The sequence below is a fragment of the Streptomyces sp. NPDC060049 genome, assembly GCF_042736715.1.
Lineage (GTDB): Bacteria > Actinomycetota > Actinomycetes > Streptomycetales > Streptomycetaceae > Streptomyces.
Genome location: NZ_JBHWVV010000026.1, coordinates 66,520 through 84,193, shown reverse-complemented (window position 1 = coordinate 84,193; position 17,674 = coordinate 66,520). Strand labels below are relative to the sequence as shown.

Genomic DNA, 17,674 nt, shown 5'->3' with positions numbered 1-17,674 from the left:
CTGCTCACCGAGGTCATCGACCACGCACTGGAGAACGCCGGGCTCCGCCGCATCGTCTACCGGTCGGCCAACGCCCGGGCCCTGCGGATCTGCCGTGAATCCGACGAGCGCGTCATCACCCTCCTGACCGGCTTCGTCACCCGCGGCTGCCTGGCCGGCGCCTTCCAGAGCGCCGACCCGCACTGGGCCTGCCGCATGCTCTACCGGGCCGCCGACGCCTTCCTCCACGACCTGATCTCCGCGCGATCGCCGATCGACGCGCGGCTGGTCACCCGCAGCGTCCTGGAAGCGGCCCACCGCACCCTCGACGGCCACCAGCCCCAGCCCGGCTGCCCGCCCGACCACCCGCGCCCCGCCCGACATCCCCTACGAGAGGCTCCTCCATGTCCGGATCCGGATACGCCCTGTCCCACGTCGACCTCAGCGTCAGCGACCTCGACCACGCGGAGAAGTGGTACGGCCGCCTCCTCGATGCCACCTGCGTCCTCGACGGGACCAACGACGAGTACGGGTTCGCCTTCCGCTACCTGAAGACCCCCGCCGGCACGCTCCTCGGCCTCATCCAGCACACCGAGCGGGACACCGCTCCCTTCTCGCCGCGCCGGACCGGACTCGACCACCTGTCGTTCGCCGTCGACTCCCCCGAAGAGCTCCGCGTCCAACTGCGGAAGCTGACCGACCTGCGCATCCCGAACAGCGGCATCATCGAGCAGCCCACCGGTGACGCGATCGCCTTCCGCGACCCGGACGGGATCCAGCTCGAGTTCTACCGGCTCACCGTCCAGCCCTGACCCGGCACGGGGACCCGTACGGGCCGCTGGGTCACCTCCGCCCACAGATCCAGCCGTCGCCCCCAGGACCCGACGGCTGGATCTGTGGGCGGCTTCGCGCCATTTCTCGTGCGCCGTGCGGGGGCCGGCCGGAGCCGGAGCCCGTCACTCCCGAGTGCGCGCAACGCCGTTGGGAACAAAGCCGTCCGTTCCCCCGGCCACGGTCGTGTCCAGAAGGTGCGCCAGTGCTAGCTGGATTCGATCGGCCGACCCTACGATCGCGACATTCGGTCCGATCAGGACGGATGAGAGGACGCGGCAGGGTACCGGGGGAACGTGATGCGCCGACGCTGGCTCGATCAGGCCCGCAGTGCGGTGGCGGCGACGCTGAGTCGTCGGGCGGTTCGCAAAGAGGCCTGCCGCGTCGTTTCCGACATGCCCCTGCCCCATCCCTTCAGCACGGCCGCACTGATGGCGAACATGGAGGCCGTACGGGGCCGGCGGATCGAACTGGTCTCGATCCCGGACCGCGTGCTCGGTCAGGCCGACATCTGCGGTCTGCTGCTGCGGCACCAGCGGATACCGGTGGACCTCATCCTGATCCCGGAGAGCATCTCCGGGTACCACCGGCAACGGGTGATCTTCCACGAGCTGGCGCACATGTGGTGCGACGACCTCAGCACGCATCCCGAGCAGGCGGACCGGTTACTGCCCGGCCTGCCCCCGGAACTCCTCGGCCGGCTCGCCGGCCAGGGCGCCGCCGCCCTCGCCAGGCACCGCTACGACACCCCCGTGGAGGTGCGGGCCGAGATGGTCGCGGACCTGCTCCACCAGATGGCCTTCACCGACGAACCCGTCGAACCCATCGAGGACGGCACCCTGCGGGGCCTGGACGAGACCCTCTCCTCCCCCTTCGCCCGTCCGAAGCGGAGCGGGTGCGGTGGCTGACTACGTCACCTGCCTCATCGCTGCCCTGCTCCTCCTCCAAGCCGTTCTGCGCGTGCCCTCCGCCCTGCGCGGCCGGATACGGGAACGCTCGCTGTGGGGGGCGCTGACGGCCTTCGCCGCCGCCTGGCTGATCACCACCCGGTGCGGGACGCACCTCGTCAACTCGATGGGCGTGGACGAGCTGGCGACGCTGCTCGAACACGTTCTCAGCGTGGCGGGATCGTGCGTCCTGCTCCGGTACGTCGCGGCCGTGTACCAGGACGGCGGCCCGGGCGCGCCCCTCACCCGTACGGCCCGCCTCACCAGGGTCCTGCAACGCTACGGCTCGGCCGTGTCGGTCGTCGTGATCGCCGCCATGACCGCCGTCTTCCTCCTGGGCCTGGACCGCGGACCGGTCCCGGAGGACTCCCACTTCATGGACAGGCACGCGGGTGAAGCCGACCTGGCCACCTACGTCACCTTGTTCTACGGTCACTGCGGTGTGGTGATCGCACTCTGCGGATCCCAGTGGGCGAGGGCCACCAGGGAGGCCCACCGCCCCACGCTGCGGGCGGGACTGGCCCTGATGACCGCGGGCATGGCGGCAGGGGCGGTGTACACGGCCCTGCGCACCGTCTACGGCCTCGTCATCGCGGCCCGTCCCGTTCCGGCGCACATCGCGCGCGTCGAGGAAGCCGTGGCCGACGGCCTGCTCTACGCGACGTTCCTGTGCTGGGCCCTCGGTGTGCTCGCCCCGGCGACCCAGACGGCGGTGAACCGCCGGCGGACCTTCCGGGCGCTCGCGGGACTGCACCCCCTGTGGCGCGACCTGGCCCTCACCGCACCGGACCTGGTGCGCCAGGCACCGAGCCGGCTCTTCCCGGGCTCCCGGGCCGCCCGCCGCCTCAACACCCTGCGCGATCTGACGGCGCACGACGGTTCCGCGCAGGTACGACTGGGCCGGTACGTCACCGAGATCCGCGACGTCATCCACTCGATGCGCCGCCAGGCACCGGACGACCTCTACCAGCTCGCCCTGGAACTGGCCGAGAGCGAAGGGCACCTGGGCCTGGAGGCGGAGGCCGCCGCCCAGGCCTACTGGATCATGTCGGCACGCCTGAACATGCGCGACCCGGTACGCGCGCCGGGCGTCCCCGCCGAGTTCCCTTCATCGGGGGACGACTTCTGCACCGAGGAGGTCCCGTGGCTACTGCGCGTCTCGGCGGTCTACGCGAAGACGGACTGCTCGATAGCGAGCGAAGTCCTGGCCGACGCCCACGCGTGAGCCGCGCCCAGGCCGGCCGTCTCCTGCGGATCACCCTCGCCGCAGGAACCTCCATGGGTCTCCCGAGCCCGTGGCAGCATCATGGGCATGACATCTCGTACGGTCCGCAGCCCGGTCGAGCGCATGGCTTGCGACATCCTTTCCGGGATCGTCCGACCTTCCTGGTATCCATAGGACATGGACTGGACACATGATCGTTTGGGCTCCGCCGAGCGAGGCGAGAACCCGACGGTGCTCGCGCGGATGCGGACCGGCTGGGCTGTCATCGGCGACGTCCAACACCTCCCTGGCTACTGCCTGCTGCTGTACGCGGGACAGGCGAACCACCTGACCGATCTGCCCCGCGCCGAGCGGACCCGGTTCCTCCTCGACCTCTCCCTCCTCGGCGAGGCGGTCGAGACCGTATGCAGGAAGAAGGACCCGGCGCTGCGCCGCCTCAACTACGAGGTACTGGGCAACTCCTGGGAGCACCTGCACGCCCACATCCACCCGCGCTACGACTGGGAGCCGCCGCGCCTCCTCCACGGCCCCGTCTGGCGCTACGGGGACGAGCGAACCGCCTCCGAGCACCGCCTGGGTCCGGAGCACGGTGAGCTTCAGGAAGCACTCACGCATGCGTTGAAGGGCATCCTCGCCGAGGCGTACGAGCAGGACTGAGGCGAACGCCGCGACGGATCCGGCGGAAGGTCCTGCTCCCCGGCCCCTCCGCTGACTGAGCCCTTTCAGCGGGGCTGCTCCAGGGGGAAGAGGTCTGCGGCAGTTGATGACACTCGATTCGTGCTGCACACGCTCTTCGGACGATGCGCCAGGACCTCGGACCGGCCGCGCCTGCCCCGCTCCACCAGAGCTCGCGTTGCGGAGAGCGCGCGGTTGACCATACGCCGACCGGTGATCTTGACAGGGTCTCGGTTAACGACCGCTGTGCCGCGAACTTCCGGCAGGGAGCAGCGAGGAGCATCATTGATGGCCATTGGAAGAGCGGCCAGGTGCCGTTTGGCGATTTCTGGGCATGACTGACGTCGGAGCGGCGGTAGCCCGTTTGGGGACAGCGCGGCTGCTAAGGCGGAGGACCGGGGGGCGGTCGATGACGGTCGAGGAGCTCGTGGCAGCAGTAGTCGCCTTGGCGATCGTGTCTGCGAAGAGGCTGGGCGCCGGTCTGGCGGATCGCGCGATGGAGGGTGTGGAGCAGTCGGTGGCCGACCGGCTGGGGCGGCTGTACCGGTGGGTCGCCGGACGGCTGCCCGGTGAGGAGGGCGCGGCTCTGGTCGATGAGGCGGGCCGTTCTCCGGCTGCACAGGCTCTGCTGCGACGGCGGCTGGTACTGGCTCTGGGTGAGGATCCCGCAGGCGTTGAGGAGCTGCGCGTGCTGCTGTCGCCGCACGCGCCGGTCCTCGCCCGTGGCGATTTCCTTCTCCCGGAATCGTCCGGAATCCCGCGTCAGCTGCCGCTGGCGGTGGCGGATTTCACCGGTCGCGGCCAGGAGTTGGCGCGGCTGGTGGAGGCTGCTGAGCGTGCGGGCGGGGGCAGGGTGTGCCTGGTGCACGGTCCGGGCGGGGTCGGCAAGACGGCTGTCGTGGTGCAGGCTGCTCATCGGCTGATGCCGTCTTTCCCCGACGGCCAGCTTTTCGTCGACCTGAACGGGGTGGAGGAACGTCCTGCTGCAGTGGGCGAGGTTCTGGGCGACTTCCTGGTGGCTCTGGGAGTAGCGCGCGGCAGAATCCCCGACGATGAGGCTGGACGGACACGGCAGTTCCGGACGGAGTTGGCCGACCGGCGTGTCCTGATCGTTCTGGACAACGCGGCCAGTGAACAGCAGATAGGTGCGCTGATACCGGGTGGGTCTTCGTGCGCTGTACTGATCACCAGTCGCCAGGGCCTTGCCACGCTGGCCGTGGATGAGCGCGTCGCATTGTCGGGGCTGGACGAGGGCACCGCCTGGGATCTGTTGAGACGGATCAGCGGCGGGGACCGGGTGGACGAGGACCCCGAAGCAGGTCGCGACGTGGTCCGTCTGTGCTGCGGGCTCCCGCTGGCCCTGCGCATCGCGGGAGCGCGGCTGGCAACGTTTCCCGCCCGTACTGTGGGGTCCTTCGCCCGCGATCTCGCCGACGACCACCGGCGGCTGGATGTGCTGAGCCTGGGCGAGCGCAGCGTGCGCGCGGTCTTCCGCGCTGGTTATCAGGCGCTCCCGTCGTTGCAGCAGCGTGCGTTCAGGCTGGTGTCCGCCCTGGACACTCCCGACCTGCCGGCCTGGGCGCTGTCGCCTTTGCTGGACGTGAACGCCGATACGGCCGACGCGTGCCTGGAGGGACTGCTGCTGGCGCATCTCGTGCAGGCTCGCCGCGGCGAGGCAGGCGGCCAGCGCATCGTGCTGCACGATCTCGCGCGCGGGTTCTCCAAGGAGCGAGCGGCCGAGCAGCCGGCGGACGAGTCCGACAGCGCCGTGCGGCGTCTGCTGGGTGCCCTCCTCAGCGCGGCCGACGCAGCCGACACGCAGCTACGGCCGGCCGGTGCCCGGCACAGCGGCCGTGACGGGGCGGTCCGCCGTCCGCCGCCGGACGACGCTGTGGCGGGTGATGTGGGGGAGGCCGTCAAGTGGTTCGAAGCCGAGCGTGTGGTGCTGGTGGCAGCTGTCGCCCATGCTCACGCTCGCGGGTGGTGGGAGCTGTGCTGGGAGATCACCGACGCGATGAGTATCGCTCTTGAGCATCAGTGGCGCTGGGACATCAGCAGCCAGGTCCATGAGCTTGCTCTGGACGCGGCCGGCCGTCTGGGGGATGGCGGGGCCCGTGCCGCGCTGCTGCGCAACCTCGGCGAAGCCTTGCGTGACGGCGGCAGTGACGTGGGCAGGGCCGGGGAGTGCTTCAGCGAAGCGATCGCTCTCTTCCACAGCTCGGGCGACGCGCACGGCGAAAGCGATGCCCTGGGCAACCTGGGAATCCTGCAACGCCAGCAGGGCGAGCTGCGGGAAGCGGCGCGAACGCTCACCGCTGCCGAGAGTCTCTTCAGGGCCCTGCCGCTTGAACGCGGACTGGCCTGGACCCTGCGGGAAAAAGCGGTGATCAGCCGACACCACGCTCACTACAGCCAAGCCCTCGCTCAACTCGACCAAGCGCAGGTCCTGTTCGCCGCCAACGAGGAACCCCGCGGTATCGGGTGGATTCTGCGCACCCGCGCCGACACCGAGAAGGAGAGCACGGTGGGAGGCTGCCCGCTCCCTCGCCGCTGGTACACAGGCCCCTGGCCCGGGTGCCACATCACAAGCCGTCCCGCACAGGATCCGCGGTGGGCCGCGGCCCGCACCCACTACGAGCACGCTGCCCAGACCCTGCACGCTGTTCGGGACCACCGCGGGCACACCTGGGCCACCCTGGGGCTGGCCGACATGGCGCTCTACGAGGGCGACCACACCGCCGCCGAACTGATCAGCCGTGCGCTTCAGGAGACCGACGCCTGCGGCGACCACCGAGGCCGCAGCAGGGCACTGACCGTGCAAGCCCTGCTGCACGCCGAGGCAAACCGCCTCAGCGACGCCATCACGCTGGCAGAACAAGCCCTCGCCGGCCCCCGCGACCACGTCGGCGCCGCTCAGGCCGGCTTCCGCCTTGCCCGTCTCTACGGCGCCGCCGGCCGGCATCACGACGTCCTCCACACCCTCCAGCAGTCCCGAACCCACTACCACGCCGCCGGCATACCCTTCCCCGACCTTGCCGACACCGAACTCTGCAGGACACTCAACCGCCCCGTGCCACGCGCCCGTCGTTTCCGCCGCCATCAGTGATTCCTGCGGCTTGACAGACCGCATGAGGAATCAACCGCGACTCGGGCCGTGCTGGAGCACATCGACCGCCAGGCCGTGCGCACCATCGCCGACGGCCGCCCGTCGAGCACCCGCAGAAGCTACGCCCAGGACTGCCCTGGAGGACCAGCGGTTCTGGAAGGCCCAGATGGAGGCGCCGAAGCGACCGGCACCGGCTACCCGGCTTCGGGCCGAGCGGCAGCCGATGCGTGGTTCACTCGGCGGCGTCGGTAGTACGCAACGGTGAGGATCGCCAGGAGCGGGCCCCAGGCGAGGATCGGGGCGTACGTCGTCCACAGCGCCCAGGCGGCCGGACCGCTGGTAGGGCCACTGTCGCCGTTCTCGTTCATCGGCTCCACGAAACCGAAGATCTGGTTCAGCACGGCGTACGCGCAGAGCGTCGTGATCAGCGCGGCCCCGAGTGCGGCCGGAACGACCACCGCCGGGATCGGGATCCGTCTACCGCGCAGCCCCGGCACCCAACGCGGGACGACTTCGCCCCACGGCCGCACCAGCCCGAGGGCGAGCAGCGCGAGTCCTTCGGAGACCAGGGACAGCCCGATCACGTACGGGCGTTCCCACACCGCCCAGTGGTGGTCCGCGTCGTAGCCGGCCAGGCCCAGCACCAGCGCGACACGCCATAACCCGGACGGCAGGACACACAGCGGGATGGCATGGGCCACCCGGACCGCCCAGCGGGGAACGGGCTCGACGGGCCTGCGGCCGGCCGGCGCGCCGATTGACATCTCGGCTGCCGTTGCTGCTGCTGTGGCCCTGGCATGCGTGGTCATGTGCGCCCCCCCGACGAGATCCGACGTTGTCGATCTTCGCGTGCAGGTGGGTGCTCAGCGTCCGCCGCCGGGTTGACCGGCGCTCGTCCGTGCGACGGACGCCGGGGGCGACCACAGGATGACACCGTCGGCGCCAGCGCGAGCGGATTTCCTCCAGTAGCCCGCGCGATGGTGTCGGCCGACCGCGTCAGAGCCCTCTGCCGGTGACCAGGCCCGCGCCCCCCGGGTACCCCTCGGCGGGCACCCGCTGCGGCTGCCCTGATTCATCCTCTGATCTGGGCCGCAGCTGCTTAGCGTTGGTCTTCGGCGAGAACTACTGAGACCCCAATAGGCCAGCAGGATCGCCACCAGCCGCAAACGATGGTGATCAGTCCTCTCCGGTCTCGATCGGCTATGCCCGGGTCCGCGCAGCCGCGCGACCCGGACGTCTCGGCCGAGCGGCTGCGCGAGCTCGCCGGGGACGACGTCGCTCCCGTGCGGCTGTACACCGCGCGAGCTTCACCGTGCCGCCCGACGTCCTGCTCCGGCTGGCCTCCGACGAGCGGTTGCCCCGGGTACTGCACCCGGGAGGTCTGGCGCACGCTGATCAGCAGGTGGCGGGAGGGACGGACGGACCGCCCTGATCCGGCCGGTCCGTCCCTTCCCCCAGGTCCGCGCCGCGCTCGCGATGCTGATGCCATGCACGACCCGGTTGCACCAACGCTCACCAAACACACTTCAGTTGCACCCGGCGGCTCGGCACCCGCCAGACGGGCCAACCACCCCTGCCTGGCAGTGACAGACTGGGCAACGTGACCGCGCACCCCAGGATCGGCTCCCTCTGGGCCCGACGCTACCCAGGCGCCCCGCAACACGACCGCGACTTCCTGGTCACCGGGGTGTTCACCATCAACGGGCGGCCGACTGACGCCCCACCTCACGAAATCAGTTCAAAAAGACGCCCTAGCCGCATTCGTCGACGACGTCGCCGATGAAGTCGAGCAGTTCCGCGGGCAGCCCCGCGCCGCCCCCGCGGGCGGCGATCCCGGCGAGCCCGCCGCGGACGAGGCGCATGCCGCTGATGATCCGGTGCACCTCGGCGTCGTCGCTCCTGAAGAACAGCGGCGGAACGGCCAGGGCCGCCGCCAGCGCTTCCAAGACCCCGTCGGACACGGTCCGCGTCTCGCCCGTACGCAGGCCGCGCACCATCGCCTCGGTCAGCACCTCGGCGCCGGCCTTGAGGTTGGCGTGTGCCGCGATCTCCGCGTCCGAGGGGTGGGGGGCCGCGTAGGTCTCCTCCAGCAGGTACCCGATCTTCTCCGCGAGGCTGCGCGGCAGCCGGGCCGGCGCCGGAGGCGGGACCGGGGCCGGTGCGTCGGGTACGTGACGTTGCGCCGGGGCGGGCGGTGACCCGTCCTGCCGACCCGCCTCGAAGGACCGGTCCTGGGCGGCGAGCAGCTCGGCGCCGCTCACCCCGTACGCGTCGGCCAGGAGCGGGACGAACCTCTCCGAGAGGCGCCGCTTGCCGCGCTCGGCATTGGCCACCGGCCCGGCACTGCGCGTCCCCGTGATGCCCGCCGTCTGGTACTGGCAGTAGCCGGCGTCGCAGCGCAGGTCCGCGAGGTCGGGAGGCGAGGTCCGGGGAAAGAGCTCGTCGAGGTCCATCGCGACCGCCCGGGCGAGGGCCGGGAGCTTCTCGCCGTCCGGCTGGGACTTCCCGCTCTCCCAGCCCACGACCGCGGGGACGGTGACCCCGAGCCGCTCCGCCACGTCCCTCTGGGTCAGGTCAGCGGCGCGGCGCACTCTGCGAAGCAAGGGTCCGTCGACGTGACGAACTGGCATGTGGGTACTCCTGGGCTGCATCGGGGACGTAACTACTGTAGCCACCAACAAACTTGATCGCTTCACCAAAGCTAGATAACTTCACTTCAGCGAAACTGACGTGGCACCCCCTGCCGTCTGCCGTCCTGCGGCAGGCGCGCCGAGTCGCGCCCGCGGCAGGACGCCGCAGCCGCGATTCGCCGGGGGGAGCAGATACATGGGGGCGATCAGAACATGGGTACGCAAGCCTGCACGAGAAACAGTGCGTCATCTCCGCTCGGGGCGACGGCCCCGTGCGACGACGCGTCGTCGCGGGCTCCGCGCAGACTCCGGCGCAGACCGGGCCGCGCCCCCTTCGCGCCCGCACCGCTGTGTCACCCCGGCGGGCGTGCCGCCCGTACCACCCCGGCCGGAAGGCGCGTCCACCTCGCCTCGTCCTCAGCCTCCCCGACGGCCCACGAGGAACGGGTGCGTCCGGCATGAGCGTCGAGCACATGGCCATGGTGATCAACGCCGCCGGTCTCGACGGCCCCGAGAAGCTGCTCCTGCTGGCCTACTGCAACCGCACGGATGCCCACGGGTACTGCTGGCCGGGGCAGAGCCGCCTCGTCGACGACACCGGAACCTCCGCGGCCACGGTCAAGCGGGTCAAGGGACGCCTCATCCGGAAGAACTTGATCAAGTCGGTCCGGCGGATCAACCCCACGACCGGCGAGTCCATCACCAACATGACGCGGGTCAACCTGCCGCTGCTCAACTCGATGAAGCGGCCGCCGAAGGACTACGACGACAACACCATCCAGCAGCTCACCTTCGAACCGGAGGCACCCGCGCGGGCAAAACGCGTACGCACCGTCTCCCAACCCGCCGACCTGCGGCCGGCTCAGGATGAGCCTGCCCCCTCCCACGGCGCGGCCATGGCCCGCGACCTGCCGACAGCTCAGGATGAGCCCTCCCCCGGGCTCACCATGCGTCCGCACCCGGCTCAGGATGAGCCCGCAGGGGTACACAACCTGAGCCCGCGGGCGGGTCAGCCTGAGCCACTAACCGTCAGGGAACCACCAGGGAACCAGCAGAAACCCTTCCCGCCTTCCGAGGACCCCGGATCCGACGGCACGGGACCGGAGCACGTGGGACCGGAGCACGCGGGAACGGAGCACGCGGGAACGGAGCACGCGGGAGCGGACCACGCGGGAACGGACCCCTGGCGGCCTTCGCACGGGGAGGACCCCGAGGCGGTACCGAACACCGCCGGGGTCCGCCTCCTCACCGCCGTCGGCGCGCACGACCCGTCACTGGCGCTGCACGGCACCGTCCTGCGCGACCAGGCCAGGCGGCTGGACGTCCTGTTGGACGAGGGCTGGCTGCCCGAGCAGCTGGCGCCCGGGCTCTCCCGCCCACTGCCCCGCCCCGTCCTGACGAGCGTCGGAGCCGTGATGGCCGCGCGGATCACGACCTTCGCGCAGTCACCGTGCCCGGTACGCCTGGGAGGAGAGCTCCCGCGGGCAGCGCGGGGTTCATGGAACGGGACGGAGTACGCACGGCAGGAACCGACCCCTGTTCCCCCCGCGTACGTCCAGGGGACGTACGCGACCGGCCCCCTCAGGGAGTGCGAGGAGTGCGGCCGCCCGGTCCTGATGGAGGGCGAACTGTGCCCCCCGTGCGCGGGCTACGTCCGCTGCGGCACCTGCGGTACGTGGGTACGCCCGGGCACGGCCTGCCGCAAGTGCGCGGAGGACCCGTCGTGACCGACCCCGCCGGCAACCACCGTGCTCGGCGGCGCGATGACGACACGCAGGGCTGATTCCCCAGTCGCCGGCCGGGTCAGGAGCCGGAGGGGGCAGCGGCCGGGGCCGGTGAGTGGGTGACGGCGTCGGCGGAGAGCTTGGAGGCGGTCTCGTCCAGATCGGGGTGGGTGGCGGCGACCCCGCGCAGGATGCGCAGGAGCGACTGGGGTTCCAGGGGGCGGCCGTTGACGGTGGTGAAGAGGTGGCCGGTGTCGGGGACGGCGGCGGCCCGGTGGGGAAGGTACTCGTCGATGGCGCGGACGGCGTCGTGGTGGACGGGCTGGAGGCGCGTCGCGTCGCTGGCGGCGTTCTTCTGGGGGACGTCCCAGGTGGTGCGGTGCTGCTCCTGGTGGCGGCCGCGCAAGCGCATGGCGGCGATCTGGCCGGGGCGCAGGACGTCCTCCTCGGAGCCGCGGCCCCAGAGGTAGTGGTTGAGGCAGAGGTAGACGAGGGCGCGGGCGCGGTGGGGGCTCTCGCGGCGGGTGCCCTGGTAGCGGTCGGCGGCCTGGGCGAGCCAGCGGCACTGGTCGGGGGTCCAGAGCTCGCGGCCGGGCAGGCCTGCGGCGAAGTTGCCGCCCCGCTGGAACTGCAGCGACCTGGCGGTGCCGACCGGTACGAGGCCGGGTCCGCCCGCGCCCGCCGGGGTCTCGAGCCAGCGGTAGAAGGACCGTACGGCCCCGCAGGCGGCGTCGCGCGAGCGGGCCGCGCCGGCGTAGCCGACGGCCCACTCCTGCAGGGCCGCCGGCGTGGGCCGCAGATAGGCCTCGGGGTCCGGGCTCCCCTCACCGCCGTCGCGGGCCGCGGTGAGCCAGTGCAGGACCGCCGGCCGGTAGTGCTCGACGGCCTGGTAGCTGAAGTACCCGCTCGCCTCGGAGTTCGGGCCCGCCAGCCACTCCTCGACGAGCCCGACGACGTCGTGATCCATCGGACCAAATTAGCCGCTCGGGCCCGACTGCCGGGAGGGCGGGCCCCCCCCGGCGCCCTGCCGCAGGCCACCAGCGGTGACATGCCGGTTATCTTGCCGGGGCGCAGGCCAGGCATGTCGTCGCGCCGTACGAGACTGCGGTCTTTGCGGCCGTCAGGTGCGCTTTGGGCGGACGCGTCCACCGCTCAGCGCCCGCCGGATCCGGCTTCAGCGCGTGCATTCGCCACGACGTGGGCAGAGCCGACCCCGACCGCTGCAGCGGTGCGCGGGCTGGGATCCAACGGCGCGAACTCCGTGATCGCCTACGGCAAGGGCGGGGAGATCGGAGTCTGGAACAAAGGAGGGGCCCGCAAAGTGAGCCTCAGGTCTCACTGAGAATCGCCCAGCCGTTAGCGGTGGGACGGACCTCCCACCCCGTCGGCCAGGAATGCGCCAAGGGGGTGCCATCCGGCGCTGTCAGCCGCGCCCGTGCGCCGGCGAACGAGGCACCTTGTTGGAACGTCGCGTCGGCGAACGAGGCGACGCTGTTGAACGTGACCCCATCGAACGAGGCACTGTGTTTGAACGTCGTCCCATCGAAGGAGGCGGTGCCGGTGAACGTCGTCCCATCGAAGGAGGCGGTGCCGGTGAACGTGGCGTCATCGAAGGAGGCGGTTCTGGTGAATGTCGCGTCATCGAACACGACGAAACCAGTGAAAGTCGCGGACTGGAACGAGGCCGCGGTGGTGAACGTCGCGCCTGTGAAGCTTGCCCAGGTGACGTGGATTTGGCCGAATCCGTAGTAGGTGAAAGTGGCGTGGTTGAGGTTGACACCCATGCCGTCCCAGAACACGTAATCGGCAGGGGTGATCTCTCGCTGGTCGGGTGGGCGGGGGTCATGGAGGTGCATAAGAAGGATGTATTCGGCGGCGTTGCGCACCTGGAGTTCCTGGTGCCGTTGGTTGTCCGCCTTCCTGCCGAAGAGTGCACGGGCAGCCTGGCGGGAACGGGACACCGGCCACCATGCTGGGGGTGGAATGTAGGGCATGCGTAGGTATGCGCAGATGACATCAACGATGGTCTGCCGGTGGTCGGCAGCCGCCTGGCCGAGCCGCCCCAGCGTGTACAGCCCGCCCAGACGCACCGGGGCCTCGGTGCTGCCGAGCTGCTCGACGGCCTTGATGTACAGCTCGTTGATACGCCGTTCGCTCGCGTCGTATTCGGTTCTCTCGGTGGCCTCCTCGTGGTGCTGCTGTCGACGAAGAGCCAGCAGCACCGTGATGGCAGCGCCCACGCCGGCCCCAGCGGCCAGAGCGGTACGCACCGCCTCGATCCGCTGCTTCGACCGTTCGCTTTCTGGCTGCAGATCGGTGATCTGCGGCAGCAGCAGGGCTGTGGTCGCCAACACGGCGGTCAGCACAGCGGCGAATGCAAGCACCACCCACCACCAGCGGATACGCGGGGCGAACCGCCGTTGGCGCTCTGGCTGCGTACGGTTGTACAGCTGGTCCGATACGACGGCGCAGCCCACAGCCCCGATCACGAAGATGAGCGGGACCAGCGGGATGTGGGCGGCGAGGCCGACCACTCGGTCCCATGAGAGAACGGCCGCGACCAGAAGAAGGGCCGAGAGCACGGTCAAGCCGCGCGCTACGGCCCGCATCCACCACCGCGCCGAGCCCATTTCGCATCCTCCCGGATCGGCGACCTCCAGCCTCAGAAGACACCGTGAGCGGAAACGGGTGCCTTGGGCACTGTCGCCTCGCCGTCGACCAGCGCGAACCACCCGAGCAGGCCATCAGCCACAGCAGAGGGCCGGCCACGAGAGGACAGCGGGCTTCCCAGCCAGTGCAACGTCGTAGAGCGGCTGGAGGCTCCCGCTTGGTTCTGCTCTGCTCGGGATGCTGTCGCCGAAGAGCAGGCAGAGGGCCAGGGTGTAGAGGTAGCCGATCGCCAACGTCGCCGCAGCCGGGCCGGGCGCCTCTCCGAGAAGACTGCGAGCACCCGCCCAGGCGTCCTCGCACCTTGCTCAAATTACTTGTAACAGACCTAGGCCGCTACTTCCCTGCCCGCGGTGTACCAAGGCCGGTACTCCGACGTACGGCGCGAGGCGGGGCCCGGCGCCCTGAGGCGAGTAGTGGGTGGTCGGGTCTGTTACACGTAACTTACTTCTCGGCGTCCTGCGTGCCGCCGCCCCGGCCGATGATCCCGATCACCCGGGATCCCGTAATCCCTTGCAGAGGGGTGCCGTTTAGGGCTCCGCGAAATCGTCGAGCCGGCGCTCAGCCCAATTCGGCGTTCCTCGCCTCGGCCCGGAGCGTCGGGCGCCTGGCCTCCACAGGACGCAGCGACTGGCGGGCACGTCCGCCCTTCGGACCCTGCCCGTGACGGGCGCCGAAACCGAGCCGTCCGGGGCCTGCGGAGTGTCGTCCTGCTACCGGGGCACCCCGCTTGCAGGCGTGGGCGAGGTCCCGGGCGACACCTGCCCGCTGCCACCGCCGAAGAGTGCGAGCAGGACGAGCACCAGGATCACCAGTCCGCCCCCGCCCGCTGCCACCACGACCGGGCCGCTGATCCGGCGGTGATGCGGGCGGACGTAGGAGCCGTTCCGGTAGTGCCCGCGGACGCTCGTGGTCGCGCCCGGGACCGTCCGCGGGCCGGGGACGGTCGGACGAGGGGACGCCGATGCGCCCCTCGCCCTGCGCGTGTGCGGCCGGACGTAGGAGCCGTTCTTCCGGTAGTGGCCACGGACGTTTGCCATCAGCGATTCCTCGGGTCGGTCGGGGAGGAGCGGAGAGAGCCGGCTTCATCGGGCGCACTCACGACGGTAGCTCCGGCCACTGACGCGCATGGGAGTTCCAACTCATGCACAGGCAGGGCGCGTTGGGGCGCAAAGAGTGACCCGGGGGCGCATGGGTCCGAGGCCGGTGATGTTGCGGCAGCCCGAAGGTGCGCCATCCCCGCGCGTGCGGGAGCAGGGGTTCCAGCCTGGGAGTTCATGAGGGCGGCATGCGGTTCTCGGGCACTTTCGCCGGATCCGGCGATCGGCCCGTTCGAGAGGCGCAGAAGCAGCCGTCGAGTACCGCGACGGGGCCGCGGCCGGGCCTCGGGTGTCTCGCCGGCTCCTCCCTCGCGTAGGCCCGGAGCCCTCCGCGCGCGCTCGGGCCGGGCGCGCACAGCTCGGTGTGTGCGCCCGGCCCGTGAGGGGTCACAGCTTGACGTAGAGCTCCTGGAAGGGCGTGAAGGGAAGCGCCTGGTAGCAGAAGTACGCGGTCCACCTGCCTTCCGCGATGCCCGCCTTGCCCGCTGTCTGGCAGGCGGCGGCCGTTCCGTAGAAGGAGGTCTCGTGGACGTAGCCCGCCGGGGGTGTGCCGAAGTCCGCCGAGGAGGCGGGCGGCTGCGGTGCGGGGGCGGCGTTGGCGTAGGGGGCGAAGCTCAGGGCGAGGGCGGCGGCCAGGAGCGTGGCGTGGAGCGTCCGCTTGGTTCGGGGGTGCATGTTCTTCCTCTCGGGTCGGTCGGGCGGTCGGGTTGTCGGCTTGTCGGGGCCCGGGGGGTGGAGGCGTACGCCGTCCACCGGGCCCGGGCCACGTCCTTCGCGTCCCTCGTCTCGCACGGGGCGAGGGTCAGCCGCCGGCGGCCACCGGGGTGGCGGCCGGCTCGCGGAGGGTCTGGGTCGCGACCAGGTCGCGGTACTGGGGGCAGCGGCGCATCAAGGAGCGGTGGTCCCCGGAGTCGACGACGGTGCCGGAGTCCATCAGGACGACGTGCCGGGCGTGGTGGATCGTGGAGAGCCGGTGGGCCACGACGATGACCGCGCGGTCCTCGGCGAGCGTGTCCAGGTCGTTGCGGAAGCGCTGCTCGTTGATGCCGTCGAGCTGGCTGGTCGGTTCGTCGAGGAGCACGATCTTGGCGTCGGAGAGCAGGGCCCGGGCGAGGGCCATGCGTTGGCGCTGGCCGCCGGAGAGGTCGGTCTCCCGGCCGAGCACGGTGTCCAGGCCGTCGGGGAGAGCGTTGATGGCGTCGGTGAGGTCCAGGGCGTCCAGGACGCGGGCGAGTTCGGGGTCCGTGGCGGGGATGCGCCTGCCCAGCTGGAGGTTGTCGCGGGCGCTGGCCTCGATCAGGGTGAACTTCTGGTCGACGTAGGTGATCTGTCCGCGCAGGTCGGCCAGTGGCCAGGTGTCCTGATCGTGGCCGAGGACGCTGATGGTGCCGCCGGCGGGCCGTACGAAGCGGTCCATGAGGGTGAGCGCGGTGGTCTTGCCCGCGCCCGAGGGGCCGACGAAGGCGGTCAGGCCCCTGGCCGGCGCCTCGAAGGAGATCTTCCGCAGGGAGGCCGTGCCCGCGCCGGGGTGGGTGAAGGAGACTTCGCGGAAGGCGACGGCCGGGGCGGCCGGGTCCGCGACGGGGGCGGGGCCGGCGGGCGAGCCCGTGGACTCGTCGGGGAGGGCGAGGAGCTCGTTGCAGCGGTCCCGGGCGGCGAACCCGGCCTGCAGGCGGCCCAGGGCGTTGGTGAGGGTGGTCGCCGACGGGATCGTCTGGAGGAGGTAGAGGAGGAACGCGGCGAAGTCCGCGGTCGCGAGGTCCCCGGAGGCGACGCGCGTGCCGCCGGTCAGGATGACGGCGATCATCGCGAACTGGTTGCCGAGCTGCGTGGCCGCCGGAACGATCGACTGCAGCCGGGCGCTGGTCAGGGATTCGCGGCGCAGTACGTCGGCGTCGTCGGCCAGGACCCGGGCGGCGAGCGGTTCGGCCCGGTTCGCCTTGATGGCGGTGAGCGCCTCGAGGTGGGAGGTGAAGCGCTGGGCGATCCGGCCGTTGGCGATCTGCTGGCCGGTGATGCTCGCCCGGAGGCGGCGGAAGGTCGCGGAGAGGACACCGGTGACCATGAGCAGGGAGCCCAGGGTCACCAACGTCAGGACCCAGTCGATCCAGGCCATGACGCCGAGCGTGGCGAGCACCGTGAGGACGGCCAGCGGGAACTGGGCGCCGACGTCGACGACCTGACGCAGTTGCAGGGCGTCCGAGGTGATCCGTGCGGTGAGGTTGCCGGTGCCCTGTGCGCGGACGGTCTGGAGGGGCAGCCGCAGGGTGTGGCCCATGAGGCGGTTGCGGACCCGGTACACCATCTGCTCGCCGGCACGGGCGATGAGGAAGGCCCCGCCGGCCATGGCCGCCGCCCCGCCGACGGCCGCGGCGCACATCCACAGGGCGGGGGTGAGCAGCGACTCGTGCCGGGAGAAGCTGGTGATGACGTCCCGGGCCAGGAGAGGCAGGGCGAGGGAGGCGGCGGTCGCGGTCAGGGCCAGTACGAGGGCGGCGGCGAGCGGCCAGGGCGTGGTGGCGAGTTCCCGCAGGAGCCGGATGGGCCGGCCTCCGCCGCCGCTTCCGCCCCCGCTTTCGCCTCCGTCTCTTCCTCTGCCTACGCCTTCGACCGGTATCGCTACCGGGGCCCCGACTTTTGTCCGCGGACAAAAGTCGGGTTTCGGCGGCTGCGGCTGCGGCTGCGTTCGGTGCGGTGTGGGTTGCCTCATGGCGGGGTGCCTTTCGCAGGAGACGGGACGGCGTTCGGGTGCTTCCGGTCGTGCCGGTCGAGCCGGTTGTTCCGGCCGTC

13 protein-coding genes are annotated in these 17,674 nt (G+C 71.1%); 6 read left to right on the top strand and 7 right to left on the bottom strand.

The features are described 5' to 3' along the window. The first annotated feature begins 383 nt into the window (after positions 1-383). The 5 genes from ACFWBY_RS33985 to ACFWBY_RS33965 all read left to right on the top strand — a co-directional run bounded on the left by ACFWBY_RS33985 (position 384) and on the right by ACFWBY_RS33965 (position 6,763). On the top strand, positions 384-791 hold the full coding sequence (locus tag ACFWBY_RS33985) for a VOC family protein (RefSeq protein ID WP_385337217.1): 408 nt from the start codon (positions 384-386) through the stop codon (positions 789-791). 414 nt (positions 792-1,205) lie between these two features. Continuing rightward, entirely contained in the window at positions 1,206-1,718 is a 513-nt protein-coding gene (locus tag ACFWBY_RS33980; protein WP_385337215.1) for a hypothetical protein, read from the top strand. Then, entirely contained in the window at positions 1,711-2,982 is a 1,272-nt protein-coding gene (locus ACFWBY_RS33975) for an MAB_1171c family putative transporter (RefSeq protein ID WP_385337212.1), read from the top strand. Before ACFWBY_RS33980 ends, ACFWBY_RS33975 begins: the two co-directional genes overlap by 8 nt. Before the next feature lie 177 nt (positions 2,983-3,159). Beyond that, the gene (locus ACFWBY_RS33970; protein ID WP_385337209.1) at positions 3,160-3,639 is read left to right on the top strand and encodes an HIT family protein; all 480 of its coding nucleotides are present in this window, start codon (positions 3,160-3,162) and stop codon (positions 3,637-3,639) included. Positions 3,640-4,066: 427 nt separating this feature from the next. Beyond that, the gene (locus ACFWBY_RS33965; RefSeq protein WP_385337206.1) at positions 4,067-6,763 is read left to right on the top strand and encodes an NB-ARC domain-containing protein; all 2,697 of its coding nucleotides are present in this window, start codon (positions 4,067-4,069) and stop codon (positions 6,761-6,763) included. 194 nt (positions 6,764-6,957) lie between these two features. On the opposite strand, the gene ACFWBY_RS33960 is transcribed toward ACFWBY_RS33965, so the two are convergent. Both ACFWBY_RS33960 and ACFWBY_RS33955 read right to left on the bottom strand, forming a co-directional pair. Next, positions 6,958-7,572 (bottom strand): hypothetical protein, encoded by a 615-nt coding sequence (locus ACFWBY_RS33960; protein WP_385337204.1) that lies wholly within the window; start codon positions 7,570-7,572, stop codon positions 6,958-6,960. A 942-nt stretch (positions 7,573-8,514) separates the two neighbouring features. After that, the gene (locus tag ACFWBY_RS33955) at positions 8,515-9,393 is read right to left on the bottom strand and encodes a helix-turn-helix domain-containing protein (protein WP_385337202.1); all 879 of its coding nucleotides are present in this window, start codon (positions 9,391-9,393) and stop codon (positions 8,515-8,517) included. A 458-nt stretch (positions 9,394-9,851) separates the two neighbouring features. Between ACFWBY_RS33955 and ACFWBY_RS33950 the strand changes: the two genes are divergently transcribed. Further along, positions 9,852-11,120, top strand: coding sequence for a helix-turn-helix domain-containing protein (locus ACFWBY_RS33950; protein ID WP_385337200.1), 1,269 nt, complete (start codon positions 9,852-9,854; stop codon positions 11,118-11,120). Positions 11,121-11,196: 76 nt separating this feature from the next. On the opposite strand, the gene ACFWBY_RS33945 is transcribed toward ACFWBY_RS33950, so the two are convergent. The 5 genes from ACFWBY_RS33945 to ACFWBY_RS33925 form a co-directional block, all read right to left on the bottom strand. Then, on the bottom strand, positions 11,197-12,084 hold the full coding sequence (locus tag ACFWBY_RS33945) for a hypothetical protein (RefSeq protein WP_385337197.1): 888 nt from the start codon (positions 12,082-12,084) through the stop codon (positions 11,197-11,199). Positions 12,085-12,445: 361 nt separating this feature from the next. Next, entirely contained in the window at positions 12,446-13,747 is a 1,302-nt protein-coding gene (locus ACFWBY_RS33940) for a pentapeptide repeat-containing protein (RefSeq protein WP_385337194.1), read from the bottom strand. 750 nt (positions 13,748-14,497) lie between these two features. Continuing rightward, the gene (locus ACFWBY_RS33935) at positions 14,498-14,824 is read right to left on the bottom strand and encodes a hypothetical protein (RefSeq protein WP_385337191.1); all 327 of its coding nucleotides are present in this window, start codon (positions 14,822-14,824) and stop codon (positions 14,498-14,500) included. 447 nt (positions 14,825-15,271) lie between these two features. Continuing rightward, a complete protein-coding gene (locus tag ACFWBY_RS33930; protein WP_385337188.1) occupies positions 15,272-15,559 on the bottom strand; it encodes a hypothetical protein in 288 nt (95 codons plus the stop codon). A gap of 127 nt (positions 15,560-15,686) precedes the next feature. Further along, entirely contained in the window at positions 15,687-17,594 is a 1,908-nt protein-coding gene (locus ACFWBY_RS33925) for an ABC transporter ATP-binding protein (RefSeq protein WP_385337185.1), read from the bottom strand. Positions 17,595-17,674: the final 80 nt, after the last annotated feature.

Coding starts and splice junctions, on each gene's coding strand:
- ACFWBY_RS33985 (WP_385337217.1), top strand. CDS start 384: ATGTCCGGATCCGGATACGCCCTGTCCCACGTCGACCTCAGCGTCAGC.
- ACFWBY_RS33980 (WP_385337215.1), top strand. CDS start 1,206: ATGCCCCTGCCCCATCCCTTCAGCACGGCCGCACTGATGGCGAACATG.
- ACFWBY_RS33970 (WP_385337209.1), top strand. CDS start 3,160: ATGGACTGGACACATGATCGTTTGGGCTCCGCCGAGCGAGGCGAGAAC.
- ACFWBY_RS33965 (WP_385337206.1), top strand. CDS start 4,067: ATGACGGTCGAGGAGCTCGTGGCAGCAGTAGTCGCCTTGGCGATCGTG.
- ACFWBY_RS33960 (WP_385337204.1), bottom strand. CDS start 7,572: ATGACCACGCATGCCAGGGCCACAGCAGCAGCAACGGCAGCCGAGATG.
- ACFWBY_RS33955 (WP_385337202.1), bottom strand. CDS start 9,393: ATGCCAGTTCGTCACGTCGACGGACCCTTGCTTCGCAGAGTGCGCCGC.
- ACFWBY_RS33950 (WP_385337200.1), top strand. CDS start 9,852: ATGAGCGTCGAGCACATGGCCATGGTGATCAACGCCGCCGGTCTCGAC.
- ACFWBY_RS33945 (WP_385337197.1), bottom strand. CDS start 12,084: ATGGATCACGACGTCGTCGGGCTCGTCGAGGAGTGGCTGGCGGGCCCG.
- ACFWBY_RS33940 (WP_385337194.1), bottom strand. CDS start 13,747: ATGGGCTCGGCGCGGTGGTGGATGCGGGCCGTAGCGCGCGGCTTGACC.
- ACFWBY_RS33935 (WP_385337191.1), bottom strand. CDS start 14,824: ATGGCAAACGTCCGTGGCCACTACCGGAAGAACGGCTCCTACGTCCGG.
- ACFWBY_RS33930 (WP_385337188.1), bottom strand. CDS start 15,559: ATGCACCCCCGAACCAAGCGGACGCTCCACGCCACGCTCCTGGCCGCC.
- ACFWBY_RS33925 (WP_385337185.1), bottom strand. CDS start 17,594: ATGAGGCAACCCACACCGCACCGAACGCAGCCGCAGCCGCAGCCGCCG.